The organism is Nitratireductor sp. GISD-1A_MAKvit (genome assembly GCF_040819555.1).
Lineage (GTDB): Bacteria > Pseudomonadota > Alphaproteobacteria > Rhizobiales > Rhizobiaceae > Nitratireductor.
In genome coordinates this window covers 2,767,636-2,786,566 of record NZ_CP161920.1, presented here as the reverse complement: position 1 = coordinate 2,786,566, position 18,931 = coordinate 2,767,636, and the positions used below count along the sequence as shown (strand labels likewise).

Annotated in this window: 26 protein-coding genes, 3 tRNA genes and 2 pseudogenes; 12 read left to right on the top strand and 19 right to left on the bottom strand. The window is 58.2% G+C overall.

Features of this window, described 5'->3' with window-relative positions; translation table 11 throughout:
- The first annotated feature begins 7 nt into the window (after window positions 1-7).
- The 8 genes and pseudogenes from hdaA (at window position 8) to AB2N04_RS14695 (ending at window position 2,914) form a co-directional block, all read left to right on the top strand.
- Window positions 8-698: pseudogene (gene hdaA, locus AB2N04_RS14730) on the top strand (DnaA regulatory inactivator HdaA).
- A gap of 103 nt (window positions 699-801) precedes the next feature.
- Window positions 802-1,011 (top strand): hypothetical protein, encoded by a 210-nt coding sequence (locus AB2N04_RS14725; RefSeq protein ID WP_367715152.1) that lies wholly within the window; start codon window positions 802-804, stop codon window positions 1,009-1,011.
- A 103-nt stretch (window positions 1,012-1,114) separates the two neighbouring features.
- Window positions 1,115-1,191 (top strand) — tRNA-Pro (locus AB2N04_RS14720).
- A 77-nt stretch (window positions 1,192-1,268) separates the two neighbouring features.
- Complete coding sequence (locus AB2N04_RS14715) at window positions 1,269-1,574, top strand: ETC complex I subunit (protein ID WP_367715151.1); 306 nt, start codon at window positions 1,269-1,271, stop codon at window positions 1,572-1,574.
- A gap of 18 nt (window positions 1,575-1,592) precedes the next feature.
- Window positions 1,593-1,669 (top strand) — tRNA-Arg (locus AB2N04_RS14710).
- 137 nt (window positions 1,670-1,806) lie between these two features.
- Window positions 1,807-2,052 carry a hypothetical protein gene (locus AB2N04_RS14705; RefSeq protein WP_367715150.1) on the top strand — a complete coding sequence of 82 codons (246 nt, stop codon included), beginning with the start codon at window positions 1,807-1,809 and terminating at the stop codon, window positions 2,050-2,052.
- Window positions 2,053-2,148: 96 nt separating this feature from the next.
- Window positions 2,149-2,454, top strand: a complete 306-nt coding sequence (locus AB2N04_RS14700; RefSeq protein ID WP_367715149.1) for a hypothetical protein — start codon at window positions 2,149-2,151, stop codon at window positions 2,452-2,454.
- A 25-nt stretch (window positions 2,455-2,479) separates the two neighbouring features.
- On the top strand, window positions 2,480-2,914 hold the full coding sequence (locus AB2N04_RS14695; RefSeq protein WP_367715148.1) for a hypothetical protein: 435 nt from the start codon (window positions 2,480-2,482) through the stop codon (window positions 2,912-2,914).
- 359 nt (window positions 2,915-3,273) lie between these two features.
- Here AB2N04_RS14695 and AB2N04_RS14690 read toward each other — a convergent pair whose 3' ends face one another.
- From AB2N04_RS14690 to AB2N04_RS14625, 14 genes are all read right to left on the bottom strand, one after another.
- Entirely contained in the window at window positions 3,274-5,397 is a 2,124-nt protein-coding gene (locus AB2N04_RS14690; protein WP_367715147.1) for a phage tail tape measure protein, read from the bottom strand.
- Between the two features lie 120 nt (window positions 5,398-5,517).
- Window positions 5,518-5,799 (bottom strand): phage tail assembly protein, encoded by a 282-nt coding sequence (locus AB2N04_RS14685; RefSeq protein ID WP_367715146.1) that lies wholly within the window; start codon window positions 5,797-5,799, stop codon window positions 5,518-5,520.
- A gap of 187 nt (window positions 5,800-5,986) precedes the next feature.
- Window positions 5,987-6,532 carry a hypothetical protein gene (locus tag AB2N04_RS14680; protein ID WP_367715145.1) on the bottom strand — a complete coding sequence of 182 codons (546 nt, stop codon included), beginning with the start codon at window positions 6,530-6,532 and terminating at the stop codon, window positions 5,987-5,989.
- 253 nt (window positions 6,533-6,785) lie between these two features.
- Window positions 6,786-7,310: a hypothetical protein gene (locus AB2N04_RS14675; protein WP_367715144.1), complete on the bottom strand. Its 525-nt coding sequence runs from the start codon at window positions 7,308-7,310 to the stop codon at window positions 6,786-6,788.
- Window positions 7,310-7,654, bottom strand: coding sequence for a hypothetical protein (locus tag AB2N04_RS14670; RefSeq protein WP_367715143.1), 345 nt, complete (start codon window positions 7,652-7,654; stop codon window positions 7,310-7,312). Before AB2N04_RS14670 ends, AB2N04_RS14675 begins: the two co-directional genes overlap by 1 nt.
- Window positions 7,655-7,917: 263 nt before the next feature.
- On the bottom strand, window positions 7,918-8,160 hold the full coding sequence (locus AB2N04_RS14665) for a hypothetical protein (RefSeq protein WP_367715141.1): 243 nt from the start codon (window positions 8,158-8,160) through the stop codon (window positions 7,918-7,920).
- A gap of 120 nt (window positions 8,161-8,280) precedes the next feature.
- Window positions 8,281-8,571 carry a hypothetical protein gene (locus tag AB2N04_RS14660; protein WP_367715140.1) on the bottom strand — a complete coding sequence of 97 codons (291 nt, stop codon included), beginning with the start codon at window positions 8,569-8,571 and terminating at the stop codon, window positions 8,281-8,283.
- Window positions 8,568-8,879, bottom strand: coding sequence for a DUF6074 family protein (locus AB2N04_RS14655; RefSeq protein WP_367715139.1), 312 nt, complete (start codon window positions 8,877-8,879; stop codon window positions 8,568-8,570). The genes AB2N04_RS14660 and AB2N04_RS14655 overlap by 4 nt, the downstream gene beginning before the upstream one ends.
- Before the next feature lie 238 nt (window positions 8,880-9,117).
- On the bottom strand, window positions 9,118-9,699 hold the full coding sequence (locus AB2N04_RS14650; RefSeq protein ID WP_367715138.1) for a hypothetical protein: 582 nt from the start codon (window positions 9,697-9,699) through the stop codon (window positions 9,118-9,120).
- Window positions 9,692-10,552 carry a helix-turn-helix domain-containing protein gene (locus AB2N04_RS14645; RefSeq protein WP_367715137.1) on the bottom strand — a complete coding sequence of 287 codons (861 nt, stop codon included), beginning with the start codon at window positions 10,550-10,552 and terminating at the stop codon, window positions 9,692-9,694. Before AB2N04_RS14645 ends, AB2N04_RS14650 begins: the two co-directional genes overlap by 8 nt.
- Complete coding sequence (locus AB2N04_RS14640; protein ID WP_367715136.1) at window positions 10,549-10,734, bottom strand: hypothetical protein; 186 nt, start codon at window positions 10,732-10,734, stop codon at window positions 10,549-10,551. The genes AB2N04_RS14645 and AB2N04_RS14640 overlap by 4 nt, the downstream gene beginning before the upstream one ends.
- On the bottom strand, window positions 10,731-11,036 hold the full coding sequence (locus AB2N04_RS14635; RefSeq protein ID WP_367715135.1) for a hypothetical protein: 306 nt from the start codon (window positions 11,034-11,036) through the stop codon (window positions 10,731-10,733). Before AB2N04_RS14635 ends, AB2N04_RS14640 begins: the two co-directional genes overlap by 4 nt.
- On the bottom strand, window positions 11,033-11,278 hold the full coding sequence (locus AB2N04_RS14630; protein ID WP_367715134.1) for a hypothetical protein: 246 nt from the start codon (window positions 11,276-11,278) through the stop codon (window positions 11,033-11,035). Before AB2N04_RS14630 ends, AB2N04_RS14635 begins: the two co-directional genes overlap by 4 nt.
- On the bottom strand, window positions 11,275-11,799 hold the full coding sequence (locus tag AB2N04_RS14625) for a hypothetical protein (RefSeq protein ID WP_367715133.1): 525 nt from the start codon (window positions 11,797-11,799) through the stop codon (window positions 11,275-11,277). Before AB2N04_RS14625 ends, AB2N04_RS14630 begins: the two co-directional genes overlap by 4 nt.
- Window positions 11,800-12,100: 301 nt before the next feature.
- On the opposite strand from AB2N04_RS14625, the gene AB2N04_RS14620 reads away from it, so the two are divergent.
- Both AB2N04_RS14620 and AB2N04_RS14615 read left to right on the top strand, forming a co-directional pair.
- On the top strand, window positions 12,101-12,682 hold the full coding sequence (locus tag AB2N04_RS14620; protein WP_367715132.1) for an Arc family DNA-binding protein: 582 nt from the start codon (window positions 12,101-12,103) through the stop codon (window positions 12,680-12,682).
- Complete coding sequence (locus AB2N04_RS14615; protein ID WP_367715131.1) at window positions 12,679-13,824, top strand: tyrosine-type recombinase/integrase; 1,146 nt, start codon at window positions 12,679-12,681, stop codon at window positions 13,822-13,824. Before AB2N04_RS14620 ends, AB2N04_RS14615 begins: the two co-directional genes overlap by 4 nt.
- Here AB2N04_RS14615 and AB2N04_RS14610 read toward each other — a convergent pair.
- Together AB2N04_RS14610 and AB2N04_RS14605 are read right to left on the bottom strand one after the other, a co-directional pair.
- Window positions 13,805-13,990 carry a RusA family crossover junction endodeoxyribonuclease gene (locus AB2N04_RS14610; protein ID WP_367718820.1) on the bottom strand — a complete coding sequence of 62 codons (186 nt, stop codon included), beginning with the start codon at window positions 13,988-13,990 and terminating at the stop codon, window positions 13,805-13,807. The two genes, AB2N04_RS14615 and AB2N04_RS14610, sit on opposite strands and share 20 nt — an antisense overlap.
- Window positions 13,991-14,209: 219 nt before the next feature.
- Window positions 14,210-14,341, bottom strand: a pseudogene (locus tag AB2N04_RS14605) (site-specific integrase); the annotation flags it as partial.
- A 74-nt stretch (window positions 14,342-14,415) separates the two neighbouring features.
- Here AB2N04_RS14605 and AB2N04_RS14600 point away from each other — a divergent pair.
- Window positions 14,416-14,486, top strand: a tRNA-Arg gene (locus AB2N04_RS14600).
- 325 nt (window positions 14,487-14,811) lie between these two features.
- Here AB2N04_RS14600 and AB2N04_RS14595 read toward each other — a convergent pair.
- A complete protein-coding gene (locus tag AB2N04_RS14595; RefSeq protein ID WP_367715130.1) occupies window positions 14,812-15,222 on the bottom strand; it encodes a helix-turn-helix domain-containing protein in 411 nt (136 codons plus the stop codon).
- 67 nt (window positions 15,223-15,289) lie between these two features.
- Between AB2N04_RS14595 and AB2N04_RS14590 the strand changes: the two genes are divergently transcribed.
- Window positions 15,290-16,687, top strand: a complete 1,398-nt coding sequence (locus tag AB2N04_RS14590; protein ID WP_367715129.1) for an MFS transporter — start codon at window positions 15,290-15,292, stop codon at window positions 16,685-16,687.
- Window positions 16,688-16,729: 42 nt separating this feature from the next.
- On the opposite strand, the gene AB2N04_RS14585 is transcribed toward AB2N04_RS14590, so the two are convergent.
- Window positions 16,730-17,362: an HAD family hydrolase gene (locus AB2N04_RS14585; protein WP_367715128.1), complete on the bottom strand. Its 633-nt coding sequence runs from the start codon at window positions 17,360-17,362 to the stop codon at window positions 16,730-16,732.
- On the bottom strand, window positions 17,359-18,843 hold the full coding sequence (locus tag AB2N04_RS14580; RefSeq protein WP_367715127.1) for an FGGY-family carbohydrate kinase: 1,485 nt from the start codon (window positions 18,841-18,843) through the stop codon (window positions 17,359-17,361). The genes AB2N04_RS14585 and AB2N04_RS14580 overlap by 4 nt, the downstream gene beginning before the upstream one ends.
- Between the last annotated feature and the right edge of the window lie 88 nt (window positions 18,844-18,931).

Below are 18,931 nucleotides of genomic sequence, written 5' to 3'. Positions count from 1 at the left end.
TCTCGCCATGCCCTCCCGTCAGCTGCCGCTCGACCTGGCCCATGGAGAAGCTTTGACGCGTGACGATCTGGTCGTGACACCGGCCAATGAGCGCGCGTCTGCCCTGATAGAGAACTGGCCATCCTGGCCGGCTCCCGTGGTGATCCTGGCGGGACCTGCAGGCAGTGGAAAGTCCCATCTCGCGGCCGTCTGGCGCGAGGAGGCTGGTGCCATGCAGCTTGCGCCAGAGGAAATTGACGGTGATGTCATCAAGCAGGGCCGGCCTCCGCCCGGTGCTCATAGACGGCGTGGATGCCGCGCCAGTGGATGAAAACGGGCTTTTCCATCTCATCAACGCGGCCCGTGCCGGCGGCCAGCCCATGCTTCTGACCGCCCGCAGCTTTCCCGGCGCATGGGGGATCAGGCTTCCTGATCTCCTTTCGCGCCTCAAGGCGGCGGCCACGGTGGAGATCGACGAGCCCGACGACATGCTTCTGGCCGGCGTGATCACGAAGCTCTTTTCCGACCGTCAGGTGGATGTGGAGCCGCATGTGGTGCAGTTTCTGGTTCGCCGCATCGAACGCTCTCTATCGAGCGCAATCCACGTCGTGGATGCGATTGACAGGGCAGCGCTCGAACGCAAGGCCCGCATCACCCGCCCGCTCGCTGCCGAAGTGGTGAATGCGCTGGACACCGGTAGCGAACCAGCCGGCGCCTGAGGCGCGGGTGCGCGTACCGATCGGCCTCTTGCGGCCTTAGGGAACCATTTGCATGCAATCCAGTTTGTTCTCCCTGAATGCACTTGCGTGAAAGGAGAACGATATGGAACGGGATCGCGAAGATCGCACCACCGTGGTCACGAGCGGCGGTGGCGGAGGAGCAGGATGGTTCATCGCAGGAGGTCTCGTCGTCGCGGCGATTCTGGCCGGTTTCCTGTTCTTCGGAGGCGTTTTTGGTGGAAATTCCGGCGGTGGTGTCAATGTCGAGGTTCCCGAGAAGGTAACGATCGAAACACCCAAACCCGCAGAATAAGGACCCGCCGGCTCCTGAAAGGGAGCCGACCGGCCAACTGGCTGCGGAAATTTGCAATTGGGGCTTGCGCGAAAAATTCTGAGCCTATAGGGGTTCAATCGCTCGGAGCGTAGCGCAGCCTGGTAGCGCATCTGGTTTGGGACCAGAGGGTCGCAGGTTCGAATCCTGCCGCTCCGACCATTGTCTCCTGCCACCCTGCGCGGTGGTGCGGTGCTTGTTTCGGCGTTCTAACGCCTGCAGGGAACGAGGAATTCGACGTGTCTGCACGCATTTTCAGTCCAGCAAAAACCGCCATGCAGTCCGGCAAGGCGAAAACCGGTCGATGGGTGTTGGAGTTTGATCCGGAGACACCGCGCAAGATCGAGCCGCTGATGGGCTATACATCGTCTTCAGACATGAAAAGCCAGGTTCGCCTGACCTTCGAAAGCAGGGAAGAGGCGATTGCCTATGCCGAGCGCAATGGCATCCCGTTTCGCGTTGAAGAGCCGCACAAGCCCAAACGCCGTCAGGTTTCCTACGCGGAAAATTTTCGCTATGACCGAAAGACACCGTGGACGCATTGACCTGCACTGCCACGCACCGGTCCCGTAGCTCAGTTGGATAGAGCACCGGCCTTCTAAGCCGATGGTCGCAGGTTCGAATCCTGCCGGGATCGCCAATAAAATCAATTATTTAGCAGTTCATCTTCTCCATATCATGTTGCGCTGTGTTGCAATCCATTCCCCTTGATTTCTAAAGGTTTTCCGTCATGCTCGGCAGCTCCATGCAACATGTTTGCGACATACAGGGGATTTAATGGCCGCGTTGATCGTGTTCCTAGGTGCCGTTCAGATACTGGGCGGTGTCCTAGCTTATCTTGATGCAGTTTCAGCAATACATCAGATTCTTGGGGCAGTTATGTATGGCATGGGCGTGCTTAGTTTAGCGATGGGGTTAATTCTCAGCCGCTTGACTGAGATCAAGGACATCAGTGAGAAACATCTTCGCCGTGTGATCACTCAGAGCAGTGAAAAAGCAGAGAGTGCTCAAGCGCCCAGATAAACGATGTAACTGAAGACCTGCGGAACGTGAGCTTCGTCTTGCCTTCGCCTTTAGGTTGCGGCAGATTATGCAGGCTCAGTCGGGGGAGAGAACATTATGCGTATTGTGCTGGTTGTTGGTTGCATTATGGCGATCACTTCGGTTGCATCGGCTATGGATTTGCGGCAGATGCAATTGGCCAGTGGCCTGGTGGAGATTATTACTAAATCCGAACCTTGCGGCTACGAGATCGATGTCGCTGCGCTAGAGGCTTATTACGCAGGCGAAGGCTTAGCTACGCCCGAAGTTTTATCGTTCATTTCCGACGGCGTTTCGCTTAGTGGCTTCGACGGTGAACCCAGTGCCGCAGATTGTACTTTGGCAAGAACAACGGCGCGTAGTATTGGTGTTCTAACGCAGTAGAAAAGCAGCGGTTATTGGAAGGGCAATGATGCGAGCCAGATTGCTGATTGGTATCGCTGCTATTTCTTTGTTTTGGAGTAGTACCACCACAAGATTGATGGCCGAGCCTTGTCTGCCATACTATTATGGTGTCAAGGGAGCCGAAACGCTAACAGCCAGCCAGTGCCGAGCTTTTGAAAGCTTCATCATGGGGCGCGAAATATTGAAGGAATGTCAGGACCTCGACTGGAACTATAACGCGTTGCAAGCGATGAAGGCGCGAGAGCTTCTTAATCTGGATGATTTCCGCAAAGGTGGCCTCTATTACGAGGTAGGGCTACAGGCCAGACGTATGGTATCCCACTCTTTAGATAGCTTGCTGGATACTACGATGGGTACGGGGTATCGGCACTGCTCAACAGGTAAGATACTGTTCGGCTCTGGCGGTAGCCGGGAGGAAGGACTGCTACTTATCAAGTGAACGAGTGCTGGCAAACTTCCTAGGCCGGAATCCCTGACTTCCTGACTTTTTACCATGCGGTTTGATCCGCAATGTTACTTAGTAACGCTTGATATCACGCCACCCTATATCCGCCGTTCCAATGTCCGCCTGCGAATGCATCTCGCAGGTCGCGTTCAATCAGCCGCGCGGCTTCTCGTGCCACTGCTGCCGGATCGCTAACACCGCTGACCTGGAAGGTCTGCGAGGCGATGTGGACATTGACACTACCACCACTCGGCGCGCCTTCTGTCTTCCGTGGTGGCGAGGCAATCTGGCCGAATACGTTGTTCGGAATGATCTTACCGGAGTGCGATGGCTGGAACAGTTCCGGACCACGTTCACCGACAAGATAGGTGCCGCCCGCCCGCACCGGGCCACCTGCCGCACGCTTTCCATCGATACCGCCTGAAGCGGCCCTCTGCCACCGAACCTCCACCAAGGCCGACCTTTTGCATAACCCATTTCAGCCATGCAGGCGGCTCGCCCCAATTTATGAGGGACGCGATGTTAATGCTTCCGATGGCTGACATGATCCGGCCTGGCAAGCCGCCAAACCAGCTGACCATGCCGGTCACGACTTCCTTCACGGCATTGACCATGCCGTCAGCCCACTCATAGCCTGCTTGTGCGAAAGCGGCCTTGTCTTCCTCGGTCAGAGTTTCGCGCTGGAACAGGCTGCCCAGCCACGTGAAAAAGCTGCTGATCTTCTCCCGGACGCGGGAGAAATCGAACATCGCTTCCAGCGCCCGAACTGCGGCTTCTGCATCCGCTCCGAAGAATTCTGCAATCCGTCCGACCGTGTTTTTCACAAAGTCACTGAAGCTTGAGAGCTTGTCCCTGATCCAGTCCAGGGCCGGTGCCAGTTCTTCGCTGAGGCGTTGTGCAACGCCGCTGAAGAGCGAAGAAAGCCGGTCCCAATACTTCCATATGAGCGCACCGGCACCAGCTACCAACGCCACGCCCAACGCAATGGCACCCCATGCAGGGGCCGACAGCGCCGCGCCTGCGGCTGCGATGCTGGCCAGTGGTCCGGCGACTATACCCGCTCCCGGAACAGCGCGCGCGATTGCCTTGATGGCCGTACCGACCTTCTGCAGCGGCGTGTACTTTACGCCCTGTAATCCCGCTAAGGATTTCTGCAGCGAGATTGCATTACCTGCTGCCGTTGAAGCCCATTTCGACAGGCGCAAGACAGGCAGTGCCGCTGCGATTGCTCCGCCCTTCATCCATAGGAAAGCATACCGCACCAGCAGGCTGGCAACACGCAAGCCGATCAGACCGGAAGTCAGTGCCACGATGGATGAAGTGACCTGCGGGTAGGCTTCGGCAAGGCGTGCGATCTTGCTGACCGCAGGCGAGATGTCTTCGATGACCCTGGTGAGTGCCGGAAGCAGCCCGTTGCCGATGGATATTTGCAGATCCTCAACGACACTGCGAAACTTCTTGAGCGTACCGGCATAGCCTTTCATGCGCGCATCGGCTTGCTTGTCGGCGCTGGCCTTCTTGATGGTTTCATCAAGCTTGCGAACGCCGTCCGCACCCGCTTCCATCAGTCCGACAGCGGTGCGCATGGCATCGGTGCCAAATATGGTCGAGAGTGCATCATTGCGTGCTTCATCCGACAGGCCGGCAAACCCTTCCTGCAGCTCTTGCGCGATCTCGGCCATGGATTTCATCGAGCCGTCGGTCTCGAAAAATTCCAGACCCATCTTCTTCATTACCGACGCTGCTTTCTTCGAGCTTGGCACAAGCCGTTGAAGGAAGTTCTTAAACGACGTGCCTGCATCGGAGCCGCTGGCAAACCGGGAGGATGTCGCCGCGATCACCGCGTTGAAGTCATCCAGCGTTACGCCGACGCCACCGGCAACACCACCGGCCTGGGCCAGCGCGAGTCGGTAATCGTTAAATCCGAACTTTGAGGCGAGCATCACGCCGGTCACGCGATCCGCAACCTTTGCCAAGTCGCCAGCCTTCTTTTTGAAATTGGCCATGACATCGGTCACGAGGTCGGCGGATGGTGCCAGTTCGCTACCCGATGCAGCGGCGAGTTTCAGGCTTGATTCAGTCGCGCCGCCGAGAACGTCCGCAACCCGCAGACCATTCTTGATCAGCATCTCCTGCGCCAGAGCCGATTCCGTGGCGGTGAACGCAGTCGAACGGCCAAACTCGCGGGCCTGCTTTGACAGAGATTCCGTCTCAGCCACGGTGGCACCGGATGCGGCCTGCACGCGGTTGATTGCCGCCTCGAACTCAGCAGCGGCATTGATCGGTCCAGACAGACCGCGATACAGCGCCCAGCCAGCGGCAGCTGCTCCAAACAGCTGTCCCCTCATGGCGTTCATCTTGGCAGTGTTCCGACGCGCTGCCTGTTCCAGAGCCGCGATCTTCGATTGCAGCGCTCCTGCAGGCTTGGAAACGCGGTCAATCAGGCTGAGAATCAGTTCTGATTTAAGTGTTGCCATGACGGGACGACCTTTTGCCGCGAAGCCGCGCCAGAGCATTGAAGTAGCTCAATGCCTCTGACGGGTTCATCTCTTCTATTTCCCGGATCGATGATCCTGTTTCAGATGACAGCGCAACGACTAGGTGCTCCCATTCGCCTGCAGCGCCGACTTTCCCAGCAGCGAATCCATCGCTGCGTTCAGTGCTTCCAGATCGGTGATGTCGATTTCATCGATCGCGCTGCGGTCCAGGTCGGAAGCTGCTGCCAGAAGGTTTAGGCTTTTCTCAAAGTCGTCACCGCCTTCACGGTTTGCCTTCACAAGATCGCGAACCTTGAGCGGTCGCAGCGTGATCTCGTTGAGCGGCAGACCGTTCACGGTGACAGGTGTTGCGAGAGTGACGGTGTTTGCGTTCTTCGCCATAGAAGTTATCCTTGGAATTGCGTGTGGAAGGTTTCAGTTTCTGCTGGCCAGTGGTCCTCGAATACCGGGAGCGGAGCGCAACCGGCTTTAAGCCTGTCCAGATGGTCAAGTATGGCGCGTGCCGGTGCGGATGCAGCCGCAGTAGCGAGCGCCATTCGTTCTGCAATGGCTTTGTGACGATCCGTCATCACGCGGCCTCTTTGCCGGAATAGGTTTCGTCAGCGGAAAGGGCGTCGAGGATTTGAGAGACCTTCGCCGCTAGAACTTCCTGGATTTCAGGTGCCGTGAGATGTTCCAGATCAGCCGCGACATCACCCGGCAATGAGACAAAGTTGGCACGGATGGTCGCGTACTCGTCCGCCACGACCGCGCCGACCTGTTCGATCTCGATCAGCGCACCGCGTTCCTTATCATTCGCGATGGCCTGTTCCCTGGCCTTCAAGATGCCGACAGCCATCCGCACATGAGTGAGCGTAAGCGGAGATTCCCCAACCTCAAGACCCTCTTCAGCGAGAACCTTGCGAACCAGTGAACCCGTGTCTGGACTGTTACCCTGGGTAACAATCTTGCGCCATTCTGCGTCCTTCGGCAGAACCTCGTCTGTGGCGGCAACGTCAACGCGCCCCGCTTCATCGAGAACGAGCAAACCCTTTTGTTTCCAAGTGGTTACGGTCTTTCGGCTGACGCCGCGATAAGCGGCATATCGAGCCTGTGAGACGAAGTTATCTGCCATGGATTGTTACCTTGTTACCCTCTTTTTGGGAGCTGTCCCTAGACAAATTTCGGGATGCCGCCCCCGCACGGCCCAAAGGGCCAGGCTACGGTCCCTGAATGGGGGGGTGGCTTTGTGGTGGTGGAAGATCGGAGCGGCGGAGCGGAAGTAGCACTGGTATACCTCCGCCCCGCGAGACGCAGGGTTGGAGACTCCCCCGCGCGCTCCTGGCCAACGCCATCGTCCGCTAGCGCTGGGTTTGAGATCTCTTCAGTCATGGCAGTGAGGTAGCCGGTGCGAGGACTGCGCGTGGATCAGCATCAAGCCGCCTTTCGACAGGGAACCCTGCTTCCTCGGCGGCGCGGATCAGCGCCTCTTCCGCCAATTCTGCTGAGAGGATATCGCTGTCGATCTTGGCAACCCTGGCTTCGCGCTCTTCTTCGGAGATCAGCTCCATCTCTTCGACAGCGGATTCTACCTCTTCCATGATGGAAGCCGCGAGGGTGCGCTTCAGATAGCGCCCGAGGACGTCTTCCATCGCGAAGTAATTGGGTTGCTGGTAGTCGCCTCCAGCAAGGAAATGTTCCGGCGAGGGATACATCCCGGTGGAACGCTCGACCACAAGCTCTGCAAACGCATCGACGCGCCTGCGCACAACGCTCATCGTTGGGGGGATGTGACCTATTTCCTCGCGCTGCGCTTTCAGAGCATCGATACGCTCACGGGCTTCGGTCAATCCGACACGCAGTTCGCTCGATGCGCGGCTCGTTTTGGCAAGCAAGTCTTTGATACGTTTCATCAGCGGGTTTCTCCAGCGTAATCCCGACAGCGTTGCAGAAGTTCGTAAGCCAACTGAACCTTCTCACGGGTCTCCTCGTGTGCGGCCATTGCTTCGGATGCGAGCGGCTCGAGGTCTGCCAATTGCTTCCGAATTTCCTCCGCCTGTTTCTGCCAGCTCGCGCTCTGCTGTGGCACTTGCAGCGCGCTTTCCTCTGCGTTTACTATCCTTGCGCGCAACGTCCGCTTCCTCTCATTCAGCTCGATCATAGCCTCGTAAGCTTTGCGCCTTGCCTCCAGTGCGCGTTTGTAACGCTGCTCCAGATTTGCCAGTCGGCTTTTGTCGATAGTTGGTGTCTTCGCCATGCAATTCTCCAATCTTTAGAAGAGGATGGGGGCGAGTCATGGAAACTCAAAATCGATCTTGAATTTCCGCTTCAAAAATTTGCTGAAGCCTTTTCGCAGCCGGAATCGGCAGATCGTTCTGGAGCGTGTGCCAGAAGGTTGCGAATGGTTCCGATGCCGGTGCGGAGACGTGGTTCCGCTCGCGAAGCCACCGAATAGACTCGTACCGTCTCGCCCACGACGAGATCAGATTGGCTGCGGAGCGCGCTGGCAGTTCCTTGCACTCAGGTAACGTCTGCCAGAGATTGACGAGCATCTGGTCCCGTCGTGCCAATGCTGCTGCCCGTCGCGGTGAAACGCCCCCGTGATGGGACAGGCCCCAAGGCACGCTCCAGCGGTTGTTTCCTGCCTTCAAACCACCATCGCAGCATTTCATGACCGGCCTCGCGAACGATTTCGCTCTCGTGGAATTGCATCGCCGCGATAAGCTTCATGATGCGCTTGTGGTGTTCAACGTGACTATGCATGGGGATACCCTCCATGCATTCGCGCCAAGCGCTGAGATTGCTCTGCACGATAAATGAGACTGGTCTTGCAGTGTCTTCCTTGCTTGGCAAAGTGCCAGCGGTTGAGTGGTGGCTGTACCGTCATGCGTGGCCAGCCTCCCAGCTCATCTCACGGGCGAGGCGTCCACCTTCCTTTACGATTGAGGCGTAGAATTTATGCGCCGCTGTCTCTGCGTCATTTGGGTCCGCCCCCTTTTCAAGCATCAAGGTGAGAAAGCCGCGAACACGACCCCTGATCATATCTTCCATTTCGTCGGGATCGATGCCGAACACCACCACACTGTTGATGATTTGCCTGGCATGGTGTGCGCCTAGTTTCTGAATCAGTGCCATGCATTCCGCTGTGGTCTGTTGATGAGTTTGCGTTGTCATGCTGCACCGCCTCCGGTTCCGCCATTGCCGTGGCGGACCGCCATCAGATCCAGTTCCTTCCGGACACCATCGAAGAATGACCGCAGCTCGATCTCACGTTGGGGCTTTTCAATGCCCGCTCGTGCCATCTGCCTGTCCATATCCTTGATGATCCGACGCCAATAAGCATCCGCGTCGTTGCCCCTCTTTTTGACAAGGATCTGGGCAACGTGCCGAATACGACCAATGCGGCTTGCGGCTGGGAATGGGATCACCACACATGCAGGTGGCGACCAGGAGAACAGAGGAAGGTTGTGATCATCACTCATGGTCAGGCTCCTTTCGAAGCTGCTGCATAGGCATTGGAGAGTGCTTCCCTATGTAGAGAATAATCGTCTCCCTCGCGGCCCGTAGGTAAGTGTTCTGGTAAGTAGTTCTCACGTAAGTGTTCCGCGGACTCCTGTGTCCGGTCGTAAATGTCGCCATTTGTCCGCTCGGGCGGCCTCAATTGTCCGCTCGCGACAGGACTCCTGTGTCCGGTCGAGCCGTTGCTTTTGCGACCGGACTTCAAGCTGCACCTCGAAAGCTGTTCTCGTCATTGTCGGATTTGGGAGCGTCGGGGATCTTCGCCAGAACCTCCGGGGTCATGCCAAGCCTTTTGCGCCTTTCCTCCGCAGCCTTCGGATCTTCGCCGTATTTGATCTCATGCCAGTGCTGAGTGAAGTCTGCATAGAGCGCTCGAACGCGGTTGCGCCCCTGCTGCGTTTTCTCAGGCGGTCTACCGTGTTGCCGTATGAAGTCGGCATTCTCGCGGGCAATCCGTCGGCGCTCCGCTTCCTTCTGCTCGTGCCACTCCATCATCCGATTGCATTGGATGCGCAACTCAGGCGGGGACGGGAAAAAGGCATGGCCAAGCGCGCCCTGCAAGATCGCTGTAACTGCTCGTGAGAGCGCGTATTTCGTCACGCCTCGCAAGGCTAGGAGATAGGCCGCGCGACTTAGCTTTGCAGATTTGATTTCTCTGGACGGCAGACTTCCCAGCGAAGCCAGCGCCGCAACTTTGTCCTCGTCGGTCGCCAGCTTCCACGGGTCGATTTGCTCGAACGCGCCCCGGTTGCTGACTTCGGTCGATGGAATGGAGTTAGTCATAGATCAGCCCCGTGTTCATCGCTTCTTCCAGAAAGATTTCACCGATGGTCTTCGGCTTGTCCGCTTGCCGCGAATGCGCGGGCGGTGCCGCTCGCGCCGAACGGTCTTGATCCTTCGAGAGCCATGCGACGACGAATCGCGGTACGCCGTTGGCGGTCTTGCGCCTGGAGGGGTTGGCGTCCAGCCATGACTTCATCGCTCGAAGCTTCTGCTCCACGTCAAGCGCAGGGAAGGCTCTGGACCACTCGTCCACCTGCTTGCGAGTGATCGCGACTGCATCGCCCGTCTTGGTCGGTAGGTGGATGAAGATTTCGCTTTGAACGTCCGCTGAAACTGCCTGCTGCTGACAAGCTTCTGAGCGTAGCGAAGAAGCTATCTTCTCTTGGGGGTTAAGATGGGGGTTAATGACCGGCAGACTCTTCCGCTGGTTTCGGAAAATTCTTCCGCTGGTTTCGGAAATATTTGCCGCTGGTTTTGGCGAATTCTGCCGCTGGTTTTGGCAAGTTTCGCCTATGGCAGTTTCTGCCTCTGGCAGATTTTGCCACTGGTCAATTTCACCATCGACAGGAGCTTCAACCGGCAATTTCTGCCGCTGGAGTTTATAGCGATAGCCAGCCAATTTTCCATCTTCACGACGAGGCCGGAACCGTGTCAGAAATCCCTCCTTCTCCAGTTCGGCAAGGTGCGTTCTCACCGCACGGTCACTCTGCCCCGTGTAAGAGGCCAGCGTTGCCGTTTTTGGGAAGCATGACCAATTCGCGTCAGCAAAATCGGCCAGCGCCAACAGCGTGAACTTGCGCCCGCACGGTCGAATGTCAGCTTGTGAGACTGCTTTGATCGCCTCAATGCTCAATGCGCCCTCCCACGGATCAAGCAGGCTTCGGCGACAGCGGCACAGGCTTCCCGGGCGGAAAGCCCGAACCGCTTCTGAAGCTCAGGAACGATAGGATGCGGCTTCATGTGGTCAGGTGTTGTAGCCAACCACAGCGCAGCCTCACGAATGGCCTCGGTATGCTCGTGGTCGGTGATGCTCATGCTGCACCTGCCTTCGTCAGCCTGACGGTGTTTTGCAGATAATCAGCTAGAGTCTCCGCTATTGCCGCTGCGACCCAGATGTTGTCGAGATGCTTGTCGGCTTGTTCGCTTAGGAAGGTGAGCGTTACCGCCTGAAGGTCAGCCTCGCTCTTCCAGCCGTTCTCAAATTCCTCGCGGTTCTCGGCACGTCGTGCAGCCAGTTCTTCTAGAAACCAGTTGTGTTCGCCCTGCATTACCTCAGACATCTTGCGCAGGAGCGGGATCGTTTCCTCAATGACCTTGATTGGCTGTGGGTTGCTCATGCTGCGTCCTCCTGCCCGAACTGGCCTTTGCGCACGAATTGGAGTGCCGCAAGCCGGTGATCCAGAACCGCGTCATGCATCACCATGGTGCGCTGAATGGTCGGGTCGATCGTGCGTGCAGCACGGTTGAATAGCTCAAACAGAACGTTAAGCTTCTCCTGCACGGTGACAGCGCCGGACTGGTCGATTTCCTCCATGACTTCTTGAAGGCGTGCGACCTTGAATGTGTCTCGCTTGCTCATGCTGCAGCCCTCCGTGCCTTTCGCAGCATTTCCTCGGCTTCGTAGGCTGCATTGGCTGCAAGAGCGGCAATGCAATTGAGTGTGTCGTCGCAACCGACGTCGAATTCGATCAGGAGTCGTGCGCGCTCTTCAACGTCTCTTTCTGTCTCAGGCTTGCGGGCCGTCGCCACATTGATGCAGGCCTGTTGGTAAGAGCTGAGGAAGTCTAGAATTGCATCAAGTTGCAATCCTGCCGGTGACAAAGCAGTATCCTGTTCCCTCTGCCAATAGCGTGGTTTGCAATAGAGGCCTGCAAGCACGTCCCCCAGCGTATTGAGCGCCGAGTAGAGTGAGCGCAGTTCATCCAGCGGCATAGTCGCCAGCGCTTCTAGATCCATCGAAATGCTATGCGGGCCATTAGGGGCTATGCTTGCCACATTTGGGGTGCTATGTGTCATGTCACTCATTTCCTTAGGGAGGTTATGGGTTAGAGGCTCGGACGGTGTTGCAGCACCTCCGGGCCTTTCTGTTTTCTGGGTCATGCTGCGTCTCCTAGAAGGGCTTCAAGAAGCCGTGACCGTGAGGCAACCCACCGGTCGCCAATCTTTTTTGCGGGAAGCAATCCATTGCTCAGCATGTGGAATGTCTGCCGTTCGGTTCGCCCGATCAGCTTGGAAATGTTCTTCACTTCCCAAATAAGGTCTTGCTCATTCGCGCTTGTCACTTGTTCGCTCCATGTTCATGGTACGGGGTCGCTACAAATCGCAACCTAGCGAGTCGCTAGGATTGCTGCAAGTGAAAAATATACGTAGTCGCTACAACTGACTCCAACTGGGGAAAACTATGGCAAGACCCAAATACCCTAGCGACCAACTCGCGCAGTTCATGGTGCGGATGCCCGAAGAAATGCGTGAGGCACTGAAAAGGGCAGCCGGTGAAAATGCGCGCTCAATGAACGCTGAAATTGTTGCGCGGCTTGAAGATTCTCTTGCTGGTCAAGATCAGCTTTCAAAGCTTCAGCTGCAGCTTCACTACGCCCAACTCAGAGAGCGGGAGCTTCATGCGGAACTTGCCAAAGCGAAGAGCAAAGCTAGTGACCGCACACTTGGTGAAATTCCCCGCAGCCTGCGGAAGCGTATCGAAATCGCTGCACATGAAAATGAAAGAACACTCATGGAAGAGGTCAACGCGGCTCTGCTTGCTGCGTATCCTCCTCCCAAATTCCGGCTCGGCGACCTTGTTGATATGTTTGAGCAAATGCACGGCACCGATCCTGAACGGCTGGAGCCGGGCTCTAGTCGAAGGCGCATTGTCGAAAAGCTATTAGAAACTCGACAAAAGTTTGAAACTGGGGAGCTAAGCCCAGATGATGAAGTAAGTGTTGCGCCCGGACATTCGGAAGAAAATGAAGAGAAACCTGAATGAGCGTCCGCAAACGAACCTGGACCACTTCCAAAGGCGAGACGCGCACCGCTTGGGCTGTTGATTATGTGGATGGCAAGGGCAAGCGCAGGCTGAAAACCTTCAAGCTGAAGAAGGAAGCCGATCAATTCGCAGCGACCACAGCCGTTGAAGTGCGCAAAGGTGTTCACGTTGCTGACCGTGATACGGTCACGGTTAAGCGTGCAGGCGAACTATGGATTGAAAGCAGCGAAGCGGCTGGTCTCGAACGCTCAACCGTCGAAGCCTATCGCCAGCGGCTCAATCTCCACATCGTTCCCTTCATCGGTGATGAGAAGCTGACAAAGATCACGGTTCCTGCCGTTAGAGCGTTTGCAGATACGTTGAGGTCTCAGGGGCGTTCGCCTGCCATGGTGAAAAAGGCAATGACAGCGCTTGGTGCGCTTTTGTCAGATGCGCAGGAGAGGGGCTGTGTCACACACAATGCCGTGAAGGAAATGTCTCGTCGCCGCAACGGGGCAGAAAAGCGCAAGAGGAGACTTCTGGAAGTTGGCGTTGATATTCCTGCACCGGATGAAATCAAAGCGTTTCTGGCCGCTCTGGAAGGTCGATGGCGTCCGGTGCTATTGACTGCAGTCTTCACCGGCTTGCGCTCGTCGGAGCTGCGTGGCTTGCGTTGGCATGATGTGGATTTCGGGAAGGCAACAATTACGGTCAGGCAGCGTGCAGACAAATGGGGTGAGATAGGTGCGACCAAATCCCATGCAGGGCAGCGCACGCTTCCTGTCCCGCCTGTCGTGGTCAACACGCTTAAGGAATGGAAATTGGCATGTCCGCCCGGTGAGTTGGTTTTCCCCACCGCGACGGGTAAGCCTCACTCGCACTCCAACGTCGTGAACCGTGGCTTGAAGCCTGCAATGGCAAGGGCAGGGCTTCCCTATACCGGCCTTCACGCGCTCCGGCATTTCTATGCCTCATGGCTCATCAATCCGAAGGAGGCGGGCGGACTGGGCTTGGACATGAAGACAGTGCAGGCGCGCATGGGTCACTCGTCAATCACGGTGACTGCAGACGTCTATAGCCACCTGTTTCCGCGCAAGGATGACGGCAAGGAAATGGCGGATGCTGCAAGCGCTTTGCTCGGCATTACGTTGGCGCGGGACTAGATGGAAGCCCTCGCACAAGCAGTTCGGTCGGAACGGACCATATCTTAATCAACAATCGTCGCTCCTTGCTCGGAATGCGCCGGATAAGGCACTCACTAATCTGCGTGTCGTCAAAATACGCTACACCGCTTAAAGCATCTAGAACTGGCTTCAGAAGGTTGTCCACGTCGGCTACGGCAATGGCTGGAGGTACCTCAGCAAAAACCTGTATGCCTATTGTGCCAGTAGTCGGAGAGCGGTCAGGGAAAGCAGCGCGAAAGGCGTCTGCAATGACGGAGCGTTCCGATTTTCGCTTCCCTTTCGGGATGGGTGCGGTGAATTCAAGAGCGCCGTGCCTGCTCAAACTTTCAGGTACATGGCCCCCGATGGTATTCAATGCGCGGACAAAGTTGTCTGCAGCTTTCTTGGATGGGCAAGTTTTGATGCGTCGCTTTCCGGTTACGTCCTTGTAGTCAACAACCCACGCTTCTTTGTCCACCCCGTTGGTCTTCCAAACCCTTTTGCGCACGCTTGGCATAGTTTTTCTCGCAACATAAATGCAACATGGTGACTGTTTGTTGCATGGGATTTGTTAAATTTCAACGTGTTGTTATATTCATGTTGCAAGAATAGTCGGCCTTCTAAGCCGATGGTCGCAGGTTCGAATCCTGCCGGGATCGCCAACGATTTCAAGGTCCATTCTTGGCACATGCTTTACATTTGATGCTGGAGAGATGGTTTACACTTTCTCCGGCGCGAATGGGTTCTTGGTTGGCTCGACCCGAGCTTCGGTATTATCGAAGAATCCGATGTCATAGTCCATGAATGAGACGAGCCAGATCTGGTCATCGACCTCGCGCAGGCCGAGAAGCTGGCCAGCGAAGACCTGACTAAGGTTGATTTTCCTCTTTCCGATGCAGATGCGGCCGCATGCGGTGACGAGGATGTCCCTGTCGTGGAAGGGGGAGGCTGCGGGTCGCTAAGGGACCGGCGCTGGCTTATCGCGGGTCACGCCTTTCGATTGCCGGCGGTGCGTGAGGCGAAGTCCATCAGGCGCCTGAATTTCGGGCACTCCATATGATTTTCGGCAGGGCAATCGGCCACATGACGCAGCGCGTCGCGCAGCCGCGTGAGACCGCGAATCTGCTCATCCAGCGCGTCGGCGCGCAAATGCAGGTCATCGCGCGGCAATTGTGGCGTCCCGTCCTGCGAGAACATGCGCTTGATGTCCTGAAGCGAAAAACCAGCCAGTTTGCCCAGAGATATCAAGGCAAGCTGTGTGGCCACCAGCGGATCGAACTGCCGGCGAAGACCGTTTCGCGCCACCGACCGAATGAGCCCGATCTCCTCGTAATAACGCAGCGTCGAAGGGGGAATGCCGCTTCTTCGTGAAAGAACGCCAATATCGAGAAGTTTCATGGTTGACCTCAAGTTGACTTGAGGTGGCAGGGTAGGGCCATAGCCACATTCGATACAAGAGAAAATCATGACCATTGAGGTAGAGGCGCGCACGCCCGTATCCGTTCTGTCCACGCTTGCCTTTGCCACGCTGACCGCTTCGCTCGGTCTCAGCGTCGCCTCGGTTCTGCTGCCGACATTGACAAAAGACTTTTCCGCCACGGTTTCGGACGTTCAGTGGGTGGTGCTGGCCTACCTGATTTCGGTGACCGTCACCATCGTTTCGGCTGGCCGGCTGGGAGATCTCTTCGGCCACCGCCGCGTTCTCCTGGCGGGCCTCGTCATTTTCATCGCGGCGTCGGTCTGGAGTGCCATGGCGCCGGGCCTCGGGGCGCTGATCGCGGGCCGTGCCCTGCAGGGGATGGGCGGCGCGATCCTCATGGCTCTGCCCATGTCGATTGCGCGCGATCTGGTGCCCGCCGATCGGCTGGGGACGGCGATGGGGCTTTTGGGCACGACGTCGGCCAGCGGCACCGCGCTCGGCCCGTCGCTGGGTGGTCTGATGCTGGCGGGCGGAGACTGGCGCTGGGCATTCTGGCTGCTGGCAGGTTTCGCCATCGTGACGCTTTTCCTGAGCATGACGGCCATTTCGGTGGACAGGCAACGGGTGCGGCCATCGCTGAAGGCGCTCGATGCTCCAGGAACGCTTGTTCTGGTGATCGCGCTGGCCGCCTATGCGCTGGCCACCAGTGGCACCGGAGTGGGGCTTTCGTTTTCACCGGTGTTCCTGATGGCCCTCGCAGCGCTCGCGACTGCCTTGTTCGTGACCGTCGAAAAGCGCGCCGCCTCGCCGCTCGTGCCCATGGCGCTGCTTTTGAACTGGAATACGGGCGGGGGTTTTCTCATGAATCTTTCGGTCGGTGCGATCATGATGACAACACTGGTGGTGGGGCCATTCTTTCTGGCCTTTTCGCTCGGGTTGAACGACGCTCTGATTGGCCTGGTTCTGGCGGTGGGGCCTTTCGTGGCCGCACTTTCGGGCGTGCCGGCCGGGCGGCTGACGGATCGTCTCGGCGTGCGCCGGGTCATGATCCTCGGACTGATGCAGATCACTGCCGGGGCACTGTGTCTGGCGTTCCTGCCGCGTGTGCTTGGCGTGTCCGGTTATGTCATCGCGCTGATTTCGCTGACACCGGCTTTTCAGCTCTTTCTGGCCGCCAACAACACCGCGGTTTTGGTTCATGCCCCCAGGGAACAGCGTGGCCGACTTTCCGGACTGCTCGGCCTGTCACGGAATCTGGGGCTGATGACCGGAGCTTCGGCGATGTCTTCCCTGTTCGTTGTCTTTCTGGGGAGAGGGGAGGTCGCGCAGGCTCCTGGAGCCGATGTTGCGAGGGCATTCTCGATGACCTTCACTGGCGCAGCCGTTCTGGCGCTGATGACGCTTGGGCTGGCGATCTACAGCACCGGAAGAGGCCAGAGGTGAGCCTCCCCCGCGCCCCCTGATCCCTGCGGGCGAGATTGCTGCTCAGGCAAACAGGTCCAGCAACTCATGGAGGTTGCGGATCTGATGGTCGGCGCCGGCAAGGGGGGCACCTTCGGGAGCATATCCTGCCGTGACCAGGCCCGCGGCCCGGGCGGCCTTAAGGCCGGTGTTGCTGTCTTCGACGGCCAGCACCGCGCCGGCCGGCACGCCAAGGCGCTGCGCTGCCAGAAGATAGCCTTCCGGGTCCGGCTTTCCGTTGTTGAGATCATCAAGTGAGATCGAGCCTGCGAGAAAGGGGGCAATCCCCAGGCATTCGATGTTTGCGTCGACGACCGTGCGGCCGGAATTCGACACACAGATCTGCGGCACCCCACGGGCTGCCAGGGCCTCGATCACCTCCCGCGCGCCTGGAATAGGATCGAGGGAAGACGTCGCATCGCAATAAAACCGGTTGATCTGCCCGAGCCAGTCTTCCCGCGTGAGCGTGGCGGGATAGAGCGGTTTGAGGGCTGTCCAGACATCATGCATGTGCACGCCGACGAAACGCTCCTTCGGATCGCCGGAAAGGTCCACGCCATGGGTGGCGCTCGCAGCAAGCAGGGCGCGATGATGAAGCGGCTCGCTGTCGATGAGGGTGCCATCGATATCCCATGCCACTGCCTTTAGGATGTTCATTCGTGAAAGCCTTTCAGGCGATCGTAAAGCGCGCGGTAGCGCCGATAGCCATTTTCATAGGTGTCGCGGTGTCCCGGATTGGGCGCGATCGGTTGTTCTTTGGTGGTGAAAGCGGTGATGCCGTCCCAATCGGCAAGGCCCGCGCCCACCGCAGCGGTCCAGGCCGCGCCAAGGCACGAGCCTGGGTGGCCGCCAAGCCGCTGGAGCGGTGCGTCGAGCACATCGGCCACGATCTGCATCCACACGGTGCTGGCCGCTCCGCCATCCGAAACGGTGAAACGTGTCACGGAATGGCCGATGTCGCGAAGCACCTCGACATGGTGCCGAAGCGCGAAGGCATAGGCTTCAAGAACGGCGCGCCAGAGATCGCCAATTGTGTGCGAGAGGGTGAGGCCCTCGATGACGCCACGCGCGTCAGGGTCGTGGATCGGTGTTTTCTCGCCCAGGAAATAGGGGAGAACGAGCAGGCCGCTGGCTCCGGCCGGGCGTTGAGCCGCCTGTGCGTCGAGCCAGGCATGCACAGACCCTTCGATCCCGGCGCGGTCTGCCACGAACGTGTCGACGAACCAGTTGAGCACCGAACCGCCCGTCGACATGCAGCCATTGGGCATGAAGAGCCCCGGCACCAGGTGATAATCGAGATAAAGGCGTGGATCGGGCACCACGCGGCGTGTCGCCGTCAGGATGTCGACGGCCCCGCCGAACTTCAGCAACACATCGCCATCGCTGATCACGCCGGCGCCCAGCGCGGAGGCAACCATATCCGCCGCACCGCCCACGACAGGGGTGCCGGCCGCGAGCCCGGTCGCCTCTGCGGCCTTCTCATTGACGTGGCCAAGAATTTCGTGTGAGCGCACGAGAGGTGGCAGCGTTTCGGGGGGGATTCCGGTTGCGGCGGCGAGATCGGGAGCCAGCGCGTCGGCGGCAACATCCACCACACCGGCTTCAAGCGCCCAGTTCTGCTCGATGGCCCTGACGCCGGTGAGGCGCCAGTTGATATAATCGTAGGAGCCGAAAACGGTGTGCGCGCGCGCATGAATTTCGGGCTCGTGCTCGGCGATCCAGCGCAGCTTGGCACCGACCAGCTGTTGATTGATGCCGTTGCCCGCACGCGCCAGAAACGCGCTCTCGTCGATCTCGCGACGCATCTGCGCCACCTGCGGCCCGCAGCGCCCGTCGCTCTGCTGTATCGAGGGGCGCAGGAGATTGCCGGTCTCATCAAGAAGCACCACCGCAGGCAGCATGCCCGACACGCCGATGGCGGCGATCTCGGACGCCGCGCGCCCCGATTGCCCGAGAAGGTCGGGCACGATGGCGCAGACATTCTGCCACCACTGTTGCGGATCCTCCTCCGCCCAGCCCGGCTGCGGAGAGGACAGGCGAACGGGCCGGCTGGCCGTGGCAAGCACGCGGTCGGGAAGTTCGATCAGGATGCCGATTGTCGAAGTGGTTCCGATATCAAGCCCGAGGACAAGGGACATGGATTTCCTTTCGGGTTTGGGTTTGTTCAGCCGATTGAGCATGGCGGGCACGACCCGGCATCCATGCAAACGTATGACGCACCGGCAG

Bases quoted from the DNA above. Each gene is read 5' to 3' on its own strand.
- AB2N04_RS14650 (WP_367715138.1), bottom strand. From the start codon at position 9,699: ATGACTAACTCCATTCCATCGACCGAAGTCAGCAACCGGGGCGCGTTC.
- AB2N04_RS14660 (WP_367715140.1), bottom strand. From the start codon at position 8,571: ATGACAACGCAAACTCATCAACAGACCACAGCGGAATGCATGGCACTG.
- AB2N04_RS14590 (WP_367715129.1), top strand. From the start codon at position 15,290: ATGACCATTGAGGTAGAGGCGCGCACGCCCGTATCCGTTCTGTCCACG.
- AB2N04_RS14620 (WP_367715132.1), top strand. From the start codon at position 12,101: ATGGCAAGACCCAAATACCCTAGCGACCAACTCGCGCAGTTCATGGTG.
- AB2N04_RS14580 (WP_367715127.1), bottom strand. From the start codon at position 18,843: ATGTCCCTTGTCCTCGGGCTTGATATCGGAACCACTTCGACAATCGGC.
- AB2N04_RS14725 (WP_367715152.1), top strand. From the start codon at position 802: ATGGAACGGGATCGCGAAGATCGCACCACCGTGGTCACGAGCGGCGGT.
- AB2N04_RS14675 (WP_367715144.1), bottom strand. From the start codon at position 7,310: ATGAAACGTATCAAAGACTTGCTTGCCAAAACGAGCCGCGCATCGAGC.
- AB2N04_RS14640 (WP_367715136.1), bottom strand. From the start codon at position 10,734: ATGAGCATCACCGACCACGAGCATACCGAGGCCATTCGTGAGGCTGCG.
- AB2N04_RS14655 (WP_367715139.1), bottom strand. From the start codon at position 8,879: ATGAGTGATGATCACAACCTTCCTCTGTTCTCCTGGTCGCCACCTGCA.
- AB2N04_RS14625 (WP_367715133.1), bottom strand. From the start codon at position 11,799: ATGACCCAGAAAACAGAAAGGCCCGGAGGTGCTGCAACACCGTCCGAG.
- AB2N04_RS14585 (WP_367715128.1), bottom strand. From the start codon at position 17,362: ATGAACATCCTAAAGGCAGTGGCATGGGATATCGATGGCACCCTCATC.
- AB2N04_RS14635 (WP_367715135.1), bottom strand. From the start codon at position 11,036: ATGAGCAACCCACAGCCAATCAAGGTCATTGAGGAAACGATCCCGCTC.
- AB2N04_RS14665 (WP_367715141.1), bottom strand. From the start codon at position 8,160: ATGCATAGTCACGTTGAACACCACAAGCGCATCATGAAGCTTATCGCG.
- AB2N04_RS14690 (WP_367715147.1), bottom strand. From the start codon at position 5,397: ATGGCAACACTTAAATCAGAACTGATTCTCAGCCTGATTGACCGCGTT.
- AB2N04_RS14695 (WP_367715148.1), top strand. From the start codon at position 2,480: ATGATGCGAGCCAGATTGCTGATTGGTATCGCTGCTATTTCTTTGTTT.
- AB2N04_RS14595 (WP_367715130.1), bottom strand. From the start codon at position 15,222: ATGAAACTTCTCGATATTGGCGTTCTTTCACGAAGAAGCGGCATTCCC.
- AB2N04_RS14705 (WP_367715150.1), top strand. From the start codon at position 1,807: ATGGCCGCGTTGATCGTGTTCCTAGGTGCCGTTCAGATACTGGGCGGT.
- AB2N04_RS14670 (WP_367715143.1), bottom strand. From the start codon at position 7,654: ATGGCGAAGACACCAACTATCGACAAAAGCCGACTGGCAAATCTGGAG.
- AB2N04_RS14700 (WP_367715149.1), top strand. From the start codon at position 2,149: ATGCGTATTGTGCTGGTTGTTGGTTGCATTATGGCGATCACTTCGGTT.
- AB2N04_RS14680 (WP_367715145.1), bottom strand. From the start codon at position 6,532: ATGGCAGATAACTTCGTCTCACAGGCTCGATATGCCGCTTATCGCGGC.
- AB2N04_RS14685 (WP_367715146.1), bottom strand. From the start codon at position 5,799: ATGGCGAAGAACGCAAACACCGTCACTCTCGCAACACCTGTCACCGTG.
- AB2N04_RS14630 (WP_367715134.1), bottom strand. From the start codon at position 11,278: ATGAGCAAGCGAGACACATTCAAGGTCGCACGCCTTCAAGAAGTCATG.
- AB2N04_RS14615 (WP_367715131.1), top strand. From the start codon at position 12,679: ATGAGCGTCCGCAAACGAACCTGGACCACTTCCAAAGGCGAGACGCGC.